The organism is Caulobacter sp. 1776, from assembly GCF_040545685.1.
GTDB lineage: Bacteria > Pseudomonadota > Alphaproteobacteria > Caulobacterales > Caulobacteraceae > Caulobacter.
Genome location: NZ_JBEPMI010000009.1, coordinates 273,712 through 288,065, shown reverse-complemented (window position 1 = coordinate 288,065; position 14,354 = coordinate 273,712). Strand labels below are relative to the sequence as shown.

The window sequence follows — 14,354 nt, the reverse complement described above, 5'->3', positions numbered from 1 at the left end:
TCTCATCACCTTCCTCGCGTTGCGCGCGGCATCCTCTCCCCGAGGCCGCGCGGCCTCTTTTCCCGCGCATCGTCACCTGCGACGGTGCGCGGATTTTTTTGACTGGTCAGAACCGTCCATCAGGACTTGTCGTCGCCGCTCAGCGGGGCAATCGTCCGACAAATAAAACTGGTAGCGCTACCAAGAATGGCGCTCCGCGTTTGGGAAGAAGCGGAATGGGATTTTCACGCTTTGCGGCCGCTGTGGCGGCCACCTCGATCTTCGCGCTCTGCGGCGCGGGCGCTGCGCTCGCGGCCGATCGCGCCATGCCGCGCGTGGTCGCCAAGGACGGCCGTCACGCCCTGCTGGTCGATGGCGCGCCGTGGCTGCTGCTTGGCGCCCAGGTCAACAATTCCAGCGCCTGGCCCTCGCAGATGCCCAAGGTGTGGCCGGCCATCGACAAGATGGCCGCCAACACGGTCATGGTCCCGATCGCCTGGGAGCAGATCGAGCCGGTCGAGGGCAAGTTCGACTTCTCGTATCTCGACCAACTGCTGGTCCAGGCCCGCGAGCACAAGGTCCGCCTGGTGCTGCTGTGGTTCGGCACGTGGAAGAACTCCTCGCCGTCCTACGCCCCCGAATGGGTCAAGCTGGACGACAAGCGCTTCCCGCGCCTGAAGAAGGAGACCGGCGAGCGCTCTTATTCGATGTCGCCGCTGGCCCCGTCGACGCTCGACGCCGACCGCAAGGCCTTCGTCGCCCTGATGACCCACCTGAAGGCCAAGGACTCGGCCGACAAGACGGTGATCATGGTCCAGGTCGAGAACGAGACCGGCACCTACGGCACGGTCCGCGACTTCGGTCCGGCGGCGCAGAAACTGTTCGACGGTCCCGCGCCGGCCGCGCTCGTGAAGGCCGTCGGCGCCAAGCCCGGGAGCTGGTCCCAGGCGTTCGGCAAGGACGCCGACGAGTACTTCCATGCCTGGCACATCGGTCGCTTCGTCGACCAGGTCGCCGCGGCCGGCAAGGCGGTCTATCCGCTGCCGATGTACGTCAACGCGGCCCTGCGCGACCCGATCAAGCCGGGCGAGCCCAAGAGCTATTCGGCCGGCGGCCCCACCGACAACGTGCTGGACGTCTGGAAGGCCGCGGCGCCCTCGATCGACCTGATCGCGCCCGACATCTACATGCGGGAGTCGGTCAAGTACGAGGCGGTGCTGAACCACTACAAGCGGCCCGACAACGCCCTGCTGGCGGCCGAGACCGGCAACGACCAGGTCTATGCCCGCTACGTGTTCGAAGCGCTCGGCAAGCAGGCCATCGGCTTCTCGCCGTTCGGCATGGACTATACCGGCTACGCCAACTACCCGCTGGGCGCGGCCAAGCTGGACGAGGCCGCGATCGAGCCGTTCGCCGCCAATTATCGCCTGCTGGGGAGCATGGCTCGCGAATGGGCCAAGCTGTCGTTCGAGGGCAAGGTGTTCGGCGGCGCCGAGCCCGACGACCGCGCGCCCCAGACGACCACCATGGGCGCCTGGACCGTCACCCTGCGCTACGGCAAGTGGCAGTTCGGCGCCTCGGACTGGGCCTGGCTGAAGGATCGGCCAGTGGGCCCGCAAGGCCCCGACGGCGGCGGGATCATCGCCCAGCTGTCCCCCGACGAGTTCCTGGTCACCGGCCGCAACGTCCGCTTCGACTTTGGTCGGGCTATCCAGGATGGCAAGCCCATGATGGTGGCTCGTGTCGAGGAAGGTCACTTCGAGAACGGCCAATGGGTCTTCGACCGTCTGTGGAACGGCGACCAGACCGACTACGGCCTCAACTTCACCGGCGGCGCGCAGATCCTGCGGGTCAAGCTCGCCACCTACTGACGGAAGCTCGCATGCGTATTCTCGCCCTCCCCTCCTTAAGTTTGGCCGTCTTCAGCCTCGCCCTGATGGCCTCGACCTCGGCGCTCGCCCTCGACGGCGGCTTCGAGAAGATCGCCGACGGCGTGATCGTCACCCCGGCCTCGGGCCCGGCCAAGAAGATCCGCCTGCAGGTGATGAACGACCGGACGATCCACGTCACGGCTTCGCCCACCGACGCGATCGACGTCCCGCCCAGCCTGCAGGTCGTCGCCCAGCCCAAGACCGGCGGCTTCACGGTCGAGCAGGCCGCCGGCAAGGTGGTGCTGAAGGCCGGCAAGGCGAGCGCGGAAGTGGCCCTGGCCACCGGCGCGGTCTCGTTCAAGGACGCCCAGGGCAAGACCGTCTTGGCCGAGCAGGGGCGTCAGGCCTTCAAGCCGCTGACGATCGACGGCAAGGGCTTCTACGCCGTCACCCAGCGATTCAATCCGTCAACGGATGAAGCCTTCTACGGCCTGGGCCAGCACCAGAACGGCCAGATGAACTACAACGGCCAGGACGTCGAGCTGGCGCAGTACAATCGCGACATCGCCATCCCGTTCGTGCTGTCCACCCGCAACTACGGCCTGCTATGGGACAACAACGGCATCACCCGCTTTGGCGACCCGACGCCCTACGCCCTGGCCTCGCGCGACCTGAAGCTCTTCGACGTGAACGGCAAGGCCGGCGGCTTCACGGCCAAGTACTATGTCGGGGGGCAGCTGAAGCTGACCCGCACCGAGGCGGACATCGACTACCAGTACCTGGACGACCTGCCCAAATGGCCGGCCGAGCTGACCGGCGCCGACAAGAAACCGGTCAAGGGCGCGACCGTGGTCTGGGAAGGCTTCGTCGAGCCCAAGACGACCGGCGTTCAGAAGTTCAAGCTGTACTCGTCCAGCTACGCCAAGCTCTATGTCGACGGCCAGCTGAAGATCGACCGCTGGCGGCAGAACTGGAACCCGTGGTTCCACAACTTCACCGCCCCGATGAAGGCCGGGACCCGGCACAAGGTCCGCGTCGAGTGGGATCCCAACGACGGCTACATCGCCCTGCTGCACAACGATCCGATCCCGGCCGCGCAGCAGAAGTCGCTGACCCTGACCTCGGACGTGGCCCACGCCATCGACTACTATTTCGTCTCGGGCGACAACCTGGACCAGGTGGTCGGCGGCTATCGCGAGCTGACCGGCAAGGCCGAGGCGATGCCGCGCTGGGCCTATGGCTTCTGGCAGAGCCGCCAGCGCTACAACACCCAGGACGAGCTGGTCGGGGTGGTCAAGGAATACCGCAAGCGCCAGCTGCCGCTGGACAACATCGTGATGGACTGGCGCTACTGGAAGGACGACAGCTGGGGCAGCCACAAGTTCGACGAGACCCGCTTCCCCGACCCGAAGAAGATGCTGGACGACATCCACGGGATGAACGCCCACTTCATGATCTCGATCTGGCCGAAGTTCTACCCGACGACCGAGCACTTCAAGGAGCTCGACGCCAAGGGCCACATGTACAAGCGCAACATCGAGCAGGGCGCGCTGGACTGGGTCGGTCCCGGCTATCTGAACTCGTTCTATGATCCCTATTCGAAGGAAGCGCGCGACATCTACTGGCGCCAGGTCAAGGACAGCCTGAAGGGCTTCGGTGTCGACGCCTGGTGGATGGACAGCGACGAGCCGGACATGCACTCCAACCTCGACATCCCCGAGCGCACCCTTCGCATGGGCCCGACGGCGATCGGCCCGGGCGCGGAGTTCTTCAACTCCTACCCGCTGATCCACACCACCGGCGTGTTCGAGGGCGAGCATCAGCTGAACCCGGACAAGCGGACCTTCATCCTGTCGCGCTCGGGCTTCGGCGGCATCCAGCGCAACGGCGTGGCCCTGTGGAGCGGCGACGTCGTGGCCCGCTGGGACGACTTGAAGGACCAGATCTCGGCCGGGGTGAACCTGTCGATGGCCGGCGTGCCCAACTGGACCACCGACATCGGCGGCTTCTCGGTCGAGGACCGCTACACCAACAGGGAAGCCGCTCACTGGCCCGAATGGCAGGAGCTGAACCTGCGCTGGTTCCAGTTCGGCGCCTTCAGCCCGCTGTTCCGCAGCCACGGCGAGGAGCCCTTCCGCGAGATCTGGAACCTCGCCGACGAGGGGACCGAGGTCTACAAGAGCCTGACCTGGTACGACCAGCTGCGCTACCGGCTGATGCCCTACACCCTGACCCTGGCGGGCGAGACCTATCACCGCGACGGCAGCATCATGCGCGGTCTGGTCATGGACTTCCCGAACGACTTGAAGGCCCGGGAGGTCAATGACGAGTACCTGTACGGCTCGGCGTTCCTGGTCGCCCCGGTGACCAGCTTCAAGGCCCGCTCGCGCGACGTCTATCTGCCGGCCGGCGCGACCTGGTACGACTTCGCGACCGGCCAGGCCCACGCCGGCGGCCAGACGATCAAGGCCGACGCGCCGCTGTCGCGGATGCCGCTGTTCGTGAAGGCCGGTTCGATCGTGCCGACCACCGAGGTCCAGCAGTATGTCGGCGAAAAGCCCGACCTGCCGATCACCCTGGTGATCTATACGGGCAAGGACGGCAAGTACGAGCTCTACGAGGACGACGGCCTGTCGATGGCCTACAAGCGCGGGGCCTACAGCCGCATCCCGATCAGCTACGACAACGCCACCGGCCGCGTTGTGATCGGCGCCCGCTCGGGCAAGTTCGACGGCATGCGCGAGACCCGCGTGTTCAAGATCCGCTTCATCGGATCGGGCGCCAAGCCGGCCGACTTCGACGCGGCGGTCGATGCGACCGTGGACTATGCGGGCGAGCCGGTCGTGGTGGCGCGGAAGAAGTAGGCTCCTCACCGAACATCACTGTGTCATCCCGGCCAAGCGCGAAGCGCGCCGAGCCGGGACCGCCGGAAGCGCCGAGCCCGTGGCGGTCCCGGCTCTCCGCTACGCTGCGGCCGGGATGACACGGATATTTTGGGGTTTTCGCGCCCCCTAGTCCGCCTGCGCCCTGAACCGCTCGATCAGGAACCCCGTCGCCGGCCCCGGCGGGGTGTCTCCGCGGTAGATCGCGTGCAGGGCGTAGGGCGCCTCGACCAGTTCGGGCATGGCCAGCCTCACCAGCCGGCCGGCGGCGATGTCCTCGCGGACCATCGGTTCGGGCATGTTGCCCCAGCCCAGACCCTCCTTCAGCAGGATGTGCTTGGCCCCCAGGTCGCCGAGCCGCCAAGTGTGGGCGCTGGCGACGGCGAAGTCGCGGCCCTCGGTCAGTTTCGAACGGTCGGTCAAGACCAGCTGTGTGTGGTTGCGACCCGCGCCCGGCGGGTTCGGTCCCCGGGCCAGCGGATGGTCCGGCGCGGCGACCGGGATCAGCAGGGTCGAGCCGATGGCGATATAGTCCAGTTCGTCGCCGCCGTTGACGACGTCCAGCGGCCCGGCGATCCCGACCGTGGCGCGACGGTCCAGCACCATCTGGGTCACGGCCCCCAGGCCCTCGACGTGCAGGCGCAGGGTGACGGTCGGGAAGGCCTCGCGGAAGGCGCGCAGGGCGTCGACCACCCGCGCCGTGGGCAGCATGACGTCCAGCACCAGATGGACCTCGGCCTCCAGCCCCTGCAGCAGGCCCTTGGCCTGGGCCCGCAGGGCGGCGACGTCGCCAGCGATCACCCGGGCCTGGGCCAGCACGACCTTGCCGGCCTCGGTCAGCACCGGGGTCTTGGCGGCGGCGCGGTCGAACAGGGCCAAGCCCAGTTGGGCCTCGAGATTGGCGATCGCGTAGCTGACCACCGAATTGGCCCGGTTCAGCCGCCGCGCGGCGCCGGCGAAGCTGCCGGTTTCGACGATCGCCAGGAAGACACTCAGCTGGTCGAAGGTCGGCGCGCCTGGCTCTCTCATGTCGCCCTCCATTATTCGAAAATATCGAACATAACGAACGATTTTATTCGGATATCGCGCAAAGCCAAGCGGCGCCAAAAGACCCGCCAACGACGGGAGCATCGCGCTCTCGCCTCCGATCTCAAGACAAGGAGGCCGTCATGGCCAAGGTTCTGGTGCTCTACTATTCGTCCTACGGTCACCTGGAGACGATGGCCAAGGCCGTCGCCGAGGGCGCCCGCGAAGCCGGCGCGAGCGTCGACATCAAGCGCGTGCCCGAGACCGTGCCGCTGGACATCGCCAAGGGCGCCCACTTCAAGCTCGACCAGGACGCCCCGGTCGCCTCGGTCGAGGACCTGGCCAATTACGACGCCATCATCGTCGGCGCCCCGACGCGGTTTGGCCGCATGGCCTCGCAGGTCGCGGCCTTCTTCGACGCGGCCGGCGGCCTGTGGGCCCGCGGCGCGCTGCACGGCAAGGTCGCCGGCGCCTTCACCTCGACGGCGACCCAGCACGGCGGCCAGGAAACCACCCTGTTCTCGATCATCACCAACCTGCTGCATTTCGGCACGACGATCGTCGGCCTGGACTACGGCCACGCCGGCCAGATGACCTTGGACGAAGTCACCGGCGGCAGCCCCTACGGCGCCACCACCATCGCCGGCGGCGACGGCTCGCGTCAGCCCAGCGCCAACGAGCTGACCGGCGCCCGCTATCAGGGCCGCCGGATCGCCGAGACCGCGATCAAGCTGCACGGCTGACCGGTTGTAACCGGTCACGCTCCCCCCAGCGACCGGCTGTAGGAGGCCGGCCGGCTCCTTTCCCTCCCTCTCTTCGGGACCGGGATGGGAGCCGGTCGGCCTTTTCTTCGTTGGCTATGAAAAGGAGTCTCTCTCGATGCGTCGTCGTTCCGGTTTCCTGTCCGAGCTCTGGAAGACCCTGGTCTTCCTCGTGACCATTCGCGCGATCGCCAAGCACTATCGCTCGCGGCGCCTCTACCTGGCCGAACGCTGAGCGGCGAGCAGCGGTCTCCGCGCCCTTGAATCTTCTAGACTCTGGGTGGGTAGTCGATCCGATTCGTATGAGTCAAAGCGCGAGGGAGATCATAGAACAGTTGTGCCATTTTGAGACAAACCTGGCGACTGAGCAGGTTGAATCTCTATCTTGAACTCACTTCGTTGTTAACGAATTTGCCCTGTATCTTAAGGACGTATTGTCGATTCCTTCAACGAAGTAGAAAGCCTGATGCGCGATACTTGCCGTGGGTAAAACGCCCGCCGGCAGTCAAAACGACGCCGGAATACCTCGAATAGGAGATATTTCGTAATGGCGCTGAACAGCATCAACACGAACAGCGGGGCCCTGATCGCCCTGCAAAACCTGAACTCGACCAACGCCGAACTGCAGACCGTCCAGCAGCGCATCAACACCGGCAAGAAGGTGGGCAGCGCCAAGGACAACGGCGCCATCTGGGCCATGGCCAAGGGCCAGACCGCCACCGCCAACAGCCTGAACTCGGTGAAGGACTCGCTGCAACGCGGCCAGTCGACCATCGACGTGGCCCTGGCCGCTGGCGACACCATCACCGACCTGCTCGGCAAGATGAAGGAAAAGGCCCTGGCCGCTTCCGACACCTCGCTGAACACCGCCTCGTTCAGCGCGCTGAAGGCCGACTTCGAATCGCTGCGCGACCAGATCGAGAAGGCCGCCAGCAACGCCAAGTTCAACGGCGTCAGCATCGCCGACGGCAAGACCGCCAAGCTGACCTTCCTGGCCAACACGGACGGTTCGGGCTTCACGGTCAACGCCAAGAGCCTGAACTTGACCGGCATCGGCCTGTCGGCCGCCTTCACCTTCACCTCGGCCGCCAACGCCAAGTCGCAGCTCCTGCAAATCGACAAGGCGATCGGCACGGCCACCAACAAGCTGGCCTCGCTGGGTACGTCGTCGACGGGCCTCGACACCCACCTGACCTTCGTCGGCAAGCTGCAAGACAGCCTGGAAGCCGGCGTCGGCAACCTGGTGGACGCCGACCTGGCCAAGGAAAGCGCCAAGCTGCAGTCGCTGCAAACCAAGCAGCAACTGGGCGTGCAAGCGCTGTCGATCGCGAACTCCTCGAGCTCGTCGATCCTGAGCCTGTTCCGCTAAAAACGACGTCGTCGACCTTCAGGTCGGCATTGGGGGCGGGTCTTCGGACCCGCCCCTTTTCTTATGTGTCTAGACCAGTCCGGGGCCTTCGATTTTCAGAGCCGGCGTGAACGTCGGGCGCCGTGACGGCAGCTCCACCACCAGGCCGCCCGCCTCGCGGCGGAAGGGCAGGGGATCGCTTCCGCCTAGCAGGGTCACGCGCCGCGCCTCGCCGGGCGAACCGGCCAGGCTCTCGATCCGCAAAGACCCTTCCGGCCACGCCATCGGCAGGGCGTAGAGCGACCCGGCCTTGGTGGTGAAGCGGATGTCGGCCGCCTCGAACGGCTTGGCGCCGCCCTCGTTCATCACGCCCTCGACCAGCTTGGTCGGCCCTTCGCCATAGACCCGCCAGGGCCGGGTGGCGTAGATCGCCTCGCCGTTGACCGCGATCCAGCTGGCCATGTCGGCCAGCACCTTCTCTTCCTTGTCGTCGATCGAGCCGTCGCCGCGCAGCGGGATCGACAGCAGCAGGCAACCGTTCTTGCTGACCACGTCCAGCAGTCGCTGGATCACGTCGCGGCCCGACTTGTAGCCGTCGCGCTCGTAGAGCCGCCGGTCGTAGTGCCAGTTGCCGATGCAGGTGTCGGTCTGCCAGGGCTCGTCGCGCAGGCGATCCGAGAAGCCGCGCTCGACATCCTCGACGATGCCGCGCCGCTGCAGAGGCGACAGCTTCTTGCCCGTGACGACCGCGTCCCCGCCGCGCAGATTGTAGTAGTGCGCGGTGGCGTCCAGACCCGCCTGGCCCAGCGGCAGCGTCGTGTTGTCGAAATAGACGAGGTCCGGGCGATAGCGATCGACCAGGTCGTTCTGGCGCAGCAGCCAGTTGCGCACGAAGCCGGGATTGTTCGGCGGCGGCGTCTCGATCCATTCGCCGTCGTGCTGGTCGTGCCAGGCGTTGGCGGCCTTGATGCTGTCGATCCCGTCGGGGATCGGCATGTTGGGGCCGGTATAGAGGGCCTGCGGATCCAGGCCTTGCCACCACTGGCCCTTGCCGTCGGCCTTGGTCAGGCGGAAGGCGTCGTAGCGCTGGCCCTTGCGCGGGCCCTCGGCGTCGTAGCCATAGGCCGTCTGCCACCAGTGCCAGGCGTGGGCGCTGTGGTTCGAGACCCCGAACTTCAGGCCATGGGCGCGGGCGACCTTGGCCCAGGTCCCGACGATGTCGCGCTTGGGGCCGAGCCGCGTGGTGTTCCAGGCGTGGTGACGGCTGTCGAACATGTCGAGGTTGTCGTGGTGGTTGGCCATCGACATGAAGTATTTGGCGCCCGCCGCGACGTACTTCTTCATCAGGCTGTTCGGATCCCAATTCTGGGCCTTCCAGCGCGGGATGAACTGCATGAAGCCGAAGTCGGCCGGGTGGCCGTAGGTCTTCAGGTGGTGCTTGTAGGCGTCGCTGCCCTGGACATACATGAGCCGGCCGTACCAGTCGCCGTACTCGGGCACGCACTGCGGCCCCCAGTGCGCCCAGATGCCGAGCTTGGCGTCGCGGTACCAGTCGGGGACCTTGTAGCCGGCGGCCAGCGACTCCCAGTTCGGCTGGAACGGGCCCTTCGCAGCGGCGAGGGCGGGGGTGGCGGCCATGGCGGCGCCGGCGGCCATCAGGTCTCTGCGGGTGAAGGTCATCAGCGCGATCCGTAATCCATGAAATCCGCCCTCGGGGCCTCATCGCGCCGGAGTGATCCCCGCCACGCCACCGCCGATGCCAGCGCTGTCAAAAAATTGCTCAACAACCCCATTTGAAGTTTCCAACCCCATTCATTCTGAGTATTTGTCCTACAAAATAGACCGGCTATGGATCGTCGTCGAGGGGTATGACAACGTTGTCCGCGCGGTGCGTGGCCGTTGAGTGAAAAGAGTTGGGGAGCATGAACACCAGGATCCTTTGCGTCGCGCTGCTGGCGTCGACCTGTCTGGCCGGCGCCGCGGCAGCCGCCGAGACCCCGCAAGCGACCGCGCACGCGGCCCAGTGGCCGGCGGCCAAGAGCCAGGGCCTGGCCGATCCCGCGACCGAGGCCTTTGTCGACGACCTGCTGGCCAAGCTGACGCTGGAGGAGAAGGTCGGTCAGGTCATCCAGGCCGACATCAGCCAGATCAAGCCCGAGGACCTGAAGGTCTATCCATTGGGCTCGATCCTGGGCGGCGGCAGCTCGCCGCCGATCGGCGCGCCCGACCGTTCGCCGCAAAAGCCCTGGGTCGACACCGCCCGCGCCTTCCGCGAGGGCGCGGCCCAACGGCCGGGCGGGACGCACATCCCGCTGATGTTCGGCATGGACGCCGTGCACGGCAATAACAACGTCGTCGGCGCGACCCTCTTCCCGCACAACATCGCCCTGGGCGCGGCCCACGATCCCGAACTGATCCGCCGCATTGGCAAGGCCACGGCGCTGGAGACCTCGGCCGCCGGCTTCGACTGGGCGTTCGGCCCGACCCTGGCCACGCCGCGCGACGACCGCTGGGGCCGGACCTATGAGGGCTATTCCGAAGATCCGGCCATTGTCCGCGCCTATGCCGGCCAAATGATCCTGGGCCTGCAGGGCGCGGTGTCTCAAGGCAGTGTCATCCAGCAGGGCCACGTGGCGGCCAGCGCCAAGCACTTCCTGGGCGACGGCGGCACCGAGAACGGCCACGACCAGGGCGACACGAAGGTCTCGGAAGCCGACCTGATCCGCCTGCACGCCCAAGGTTACGTCCCCGCGATCAACGCCGGGACGATGACGGTCATGGCCTCGTTCAACAGCTGGAACGGGACCAAGATGCACGGCAACAAGAGCCTGCTGACCGACGTGCTGAAGGGCAGGATGGGCTTCGACGGCTTCGTGGTCGGCGACTGGAACGGCCACGGCCAGGTCCCGGGCTGCAAGCCCACGGACTGCCCGACCTCGCTGAACGCCGGCCTCGACATGTTCATGGCCCCCGACAGCTGGAAGGCGCTGTTCGACAACACCCTGGCCGAGGTGAAGTCGGGCGTGATCCCGATGGCCCGCCTCGACGACGCCGTCCGCCGCATCCTGCGGGTCAAGGCCAAGCTGGGCCTGTTCCAGGCCGCTCGGCCCTACGAGGGCCGCGAGGGCGTGATCGGCAATGCCGAGAACCGCGCCGTCGCCCGCGAGGCGGTGCGCAAGTCGCTGGTTCTGCTGAAGAACAACGGCGTCCTGCCGGTGAGGAGCTCGGCCAATGTGCTGGTCGCCGGCTCGGGCGCCGACGACATCGGCAAGCAGTCCGGCGGCTGGACCCTGTCGTGGCAGGGCACGGGCAACACCAACGCCGACTTCCCCAACGCGGAGTCGATCTGGAGCGGCCTGAAGACCGCTGTCGAGGCCGGCGGCGGCAAGGCGACCTTGGCCGTCGACGGCGCCTTCGACAGGAAGCCCGACGTCGCCATCGTCGTGTTCGGTGAAAATCCGTATGCGGAAGGTGTCGGCGACCTGAAGACCACGCTGGAATACCAGCCCGGCGCCAAGACCGACCTGGCCTTGCTCAAGAGCCTGAGGGCCAAGGGCGTGCCGGTGGTGGCGGTGTTCCTCAGCGGCCGTCCACTGTGGGTCAATCCCGAGATCAACGCCTCGGACGCCTTCGTCGCCGCCTGGCTGCCGGGCTCGGAAGGCGGCGGGATCGCCGACGTGCTGATCGGTGACAAGGCCGGCAAGCCGCGCCACGACTTCCACGGCAAGCTGTCGTTCAGCTGGCCCAAGCGCGCCGACCAGTTCACGCTGAACAAGGGCGACAGAGGTTACGACCCGCTGTTCGCCTACGGCTACGGCCTGAGCTACGCCAAGCCCGCCAAGCTCGGCAAGCTGTCGGAGGTCTCGGGCGTCAAGCCGGTGGCCGAGAACGCCGCGAACTACTTCGTCGGCGGCAAGACCCCGGCGCCGTTCGAGTTCCGCGCCTCGCCCTCGACCGCCGTGCAGCTGACCCCGGTCGACGCCGGCGGCGTGCAGGAGGCGGGCCGCCAGGTCACCTTCGCCGGCGACAAGCCGAGCAAGCTGTCGATCGTCGGCGACAAGCCGCTGGACCTGTCGTTCCAGACCAACGCCGACATGGCGCTGAGCTTTGACTACCGCCTCGACGCGGCGGCGGCCAAGCCGGTGACCCTGGCCATCGGCTCGGGCCGCCTGGACGTCACCCCGCCGCCCGGGACGCCGACCGGCCAATGGGCCAGCGTCAAGATCCCGCTGAAGTGCTTCCAGGCCGCCGGGACCGACGTCACCAAGGTGGTCGCCCCGTTCGAATTGGCCACGGCCGGCGCGTTCCAGGTGTCGATCGCCAATGTGAAGCTGACGACGGATCCGGCCGGCGCCGTGTGTCCGCCCAGGGCGCAATAATAATTCCGCTCTCCCCGGCGAAAGCTGGGGCCCAGATCGTAAGGCCGAGCGGAGCCGGGCTGGCTCAAGGCTCAGGCTGAATCTGGATCCCGGCTTTCGCCGGGAAGAGCGGATTTTAGGGTGTTGAAAGAGGAAGGTCCCATGCGACTGAAGACCCTGATCCTGGCCGCCGCCTTGGGCCTTTCCACCCAGGCCGCCGCCGCGCCTTTGGCCTCGGTGTTCAGCGACCACGCGGTGCTGCAGCGCGACCAGCCGATCCGGGTCTGGGGGCAGGCCGCGCCGAACGCGGCGGTCGCCATCGATCTTTCCGGGTCCGGCGCGACCGCCACGGCCGACGCGCAAGGCCGGTGGAACGCCATGCTGCCGGCCCGGCCCGCCGGCGGCCCCGCCCTGACCCTGACCGTGCAGGCGGGCGGCGAGCGCCAGGTCGTCTCCGATCTCCTGATGGGCGATGTGTGGCTGTGCTCGGGCCAGTCGAACATGGAATATCCGCTGCGTCGCGCCCTGGCCGGCGACAGCGAGGTGGCCAGCGCCACCGACCCCAATGTTCGCCTGTTGCAGACCGGCAAGATCAGCAGCCCGACGCCGCGCGCCGAGCTGCCGGCCGGGGTGACCTGGAAGGTCTCGACGCCGGAGACCGCGGCCAATTTCAGCGCCGCCTGTTTCTTCATGGGCCGCGAGCTGCGCAAGACCACCGATGTCCCGATCGGCCTGATCGACGCCACCTGGGGCGGTTCGGTGATCCAGGACTGGATCAGCCGCGAGGGCCTGACGGCGCTGAAGACCTATGACGAAGGCCTGGCCGTGCTCGACGACTATGCCCGCGACCCGGCCCTCGGCCAGGCCAAGTGGGCCGCGATGCTGGACCGCTGGGCGGCCGCCAAGCTGGGCGCGGGCAATGACGGCCAGCGTCCCGACCTCGACGACCGGGCGTGGAAGACCATGCCGATGGGGGGGTTCTGGGAAGACGCCACGCCCGACCTCAAGGGGTTCGACGGGACCGTCTGGCTGCGGACCGAGATCACCCTGACCAAGGCCCAGGCCGCCCAGGGCGCGACCCTGGCCCTGGGGCCGGTCGACGACATGGACGCCACCTTCGTCAACGGCCGCGCGATCGGCGCGACGCAAGGCTGGGACACGCCGCGGAACTACCGCCTGGCGCCCGGGACCTTGAAGGCCGGCCGCAACGTCATCGCCGTGCGGGTCACCGACACGGGCGGCGGCGGCGGCGTCTGGGGCAAGGCCGCCGACAAGGGCCTGAAGCTGGACGACGGAAGCTTCGCGCCGCTGGACGGGACCTGGCGCTACAAGGTCGCCGCGCCGCTGTCGGAGACCCCCCTGCCGCCCAAGGCGCCGTGGCAGGGCGCCAGCGGTCTCTCGACCCTGCGCAACGGCATGATCGCGCCGCTGGTCCCGTTCGGGGTCAAGGGCTTCGCCTGGTACCAGGGCGAGGCCAACGCCGCCGAGCCGAACGAGTACGCCCGCCTGATGCCGGCCATGATCGCCGACTGGCGTAAGGCGTTCGGGAACGGCGACCAGGCCTTCCTGCTGGTGCAGCTGGCCGCCTACGGGACCCAGGTCTCGGCGCCCGGCAAGTCGGACTGGGCCGCCCTGCGCGACGTCCAGCGGCGCACGGCGGCGGCCGACCCCAAGGTCGGCATGGCCTCGGCGGTCGATGTCGGCTCGCCCTACGACATCCATCCGGCCGACAAGCTGCGGGTCGGCCAGCGCCTGGCCCTGCTGGCCCGCAAGCTGGCCTATGGCGAGACGAGCCTGGTGGCCTCGGGCCCAGCGCCCCTGGCCGCGCGGCGCGAAGGCGCAACGGTGGTCGTGACCCTCGACCAGCCGGCCGTGGTCTACGGCGCGGCGCGTCCGGCCGGCTTCGAGCTGTGCGACGCGACTGTCTGCCGCTTTGTCGACGCCACGGTCGAAGGGGCGAGCGTGCGGTTGACGGCGCCCGCCGGCATGACGGCGACGAAGGTCCGCTACGCCTGGGCCGACAGTCCGATCATGAACCTGTTCGGGACGACGGACCTGCCGGCGACGCCGTTCGAGCTCTTGCTAAAATAACCACGTCGTCCCGCGCTTGATGCGCGGGATGACGAGCG

At 67.5% G+C, this 14,354-nt stretch carries 8 protein-coding genes; 6 read left to right on the top strand and 2 right to left on the bottom strand.

What is annotated here, in order from left to right:
- Positions 1-215 precede the first annotated feature (215 nt).
- A complete protein-coding gene (locus ABIC66_RS23815) occupies positions 216-1,850 on the top strand; it encodes a GH35 family beta-galactosidase (protein WP_354073773.1) in 1,635 nt (544 codons plus the stop codon).
- Positions 1,751-4,714, top strand: a complete 2,964-nt coding sequence (locus ABIC66_RS23810) for a glycoside hydrolase family 31 protein (RefSeq protein ID WP_354073771.1) — start codon at positions 1,751-1,753, stop codon at positions 4,712-4,714. Before ABIC66_RS23815 ends, ABIC66_RS23810 begins: the two co-directional genes overlap by 100 nt.
- 147 nt (positions 4,715-4,861) lie before the next feature.
- On the opposite strand, the gene ABIC66_RS23805 is transcribed toward ABIC66_RS23810, so the two are convergent.
- Positions 4,862-5,761, bottom strand: coding sequence for a LysR family transcriptional regulator (locus ABIC66_RS23805; RefSeq protein WP_354073769.1), 900 nt, complete (start codon positions 5,759-5,761; stop codon positions 4,862-4,864).
- A gap of 140 nt (positions 5,762-5,901) precedes the next feature.
- Between ABIC66_RS23805 and wrbA the strand changes: the two genes are divergently transcribed.
- Positions 5,902-6,501, top strand: coding sequence for an NAD(P)H:quinone oxidoreductase (gene wrbA, locus ABIC66_RS23800; protein ID WP_354073767.1), 600 nt, complete (start codon positions 5,902-5,904; stop codon positions 6,499-6,501).
- Positions 6,502-7,066: 565 nt separating this feature from the next.
- A complete protein-coding gene (locus ABIC66_RS23795) occupies positions 7,067-7,888 on the top strand; it encodes a flagellin (protein WP_354073765.1) in 822 nt (273 codons plus the stop codon).
- A gap of 69 nt (positions 7,889-7,957) precedes the next feature.
- Here the strand turns inward: ABIC66_RS23795 and ABIC66_RS23790 are convergent, their stop codons facing one another.
- Complete coding sequence (locus ABIC66_RS23790; protein WP_354073764.1) at positions 7,958-9,547, bottom strand: alpha-L-fucosidase; 1,590 nt, start codon at positions 9,545-9,547, stop codon at positions 7,958-7,960.
- A 233-nt stretch (positions 9,548-9,780) separates the two neighbouring features.
- Here ABIC66_RS23790 and ABIC66_RS23785 point away from each other — a divergent pair, with 233 nt between their 5' ends.
- On the top strand, positions 9,781-12,246 hold the full coding sequence (locus tag ABIC66_RS23785) for a glycoside hydrolase family 3 N-terminal domain-containing protein (protein WP_354073762.1): 2,466 nt from the start codon (positions 9,781-9,783) through the stop codon (positions 12,244-12,246).
- A 141-nt stretch (positions 12,247-12,387) separates the two neighbouring features.
- Positions 12,388-14,316, top strand: coding sequence for a sialate O-acetylesterase (locus ABIC66_RS23780; RefSeq protein ID WP_354073760.1), 1,929 nt, complete (start codon positions 12,388-12,390; stop codon positions 14,314-14,316).
- Positions 14,317-14,354 lie beyond the last annotated feature (38 nt).

What these genes read in the sequence shown, in the direction of transcription:
- ABIC66_RS23780 (WP_354073760.1), top strand. Translation starts at nt 12,388, where the DNA reads ATGCGACTGAAGACCCTGATCCTGGCCGCCGCCTTGGGCCTTTCCACC.
- ABIC66_RS23805 (WP_354073769.1), bottom strand. Translation starts at nt 5,761, where the DNA reads ATGAGAGAGCCAGGCGCGCCGACCTTCGACCAGCTGAGTGTCTTCCTG.
- ABIC66_RS23810 (WP_354073771.1), top strand. Translation starts at nt 1,751, where the DNA reads ATGGGTCTTCGACCGTCTGTGGAACGGCGACCAGACCGACTACGGCCT.
- ABIC66_RS23795 (WP_354073765.1), top strand. Translation starts at nt 7,067, where the DNA reads ATGGCGCTGAACAGCATCAACACGAACAGCGGGGCCCTGATCGCCCTG.
- ABIC66_RS23790 (WP_354073764.1), bottom strand. Translation starts at nt 9,547, where the DNA reads ATGACCTTCACCCGCAGAGACCTGATGGCCGCCGGCGCCGCCATGGCC.
- ABIC66_RS23815 (WP_354073773.1), top strand. Translation starts at nt 216, where the DNA reads ATGGGATTTTCACGCTTTGCGGCCGCTGTGGCGGCCACCTCGATCTTC.
- wrbA (WP_354073767.1), top strand. Translation starts at nt 5,902, where the DNA reads ATGGCCAAGGTTCTGGTGCTCTACTATTCGTCCTACGGTCACCTGGAG.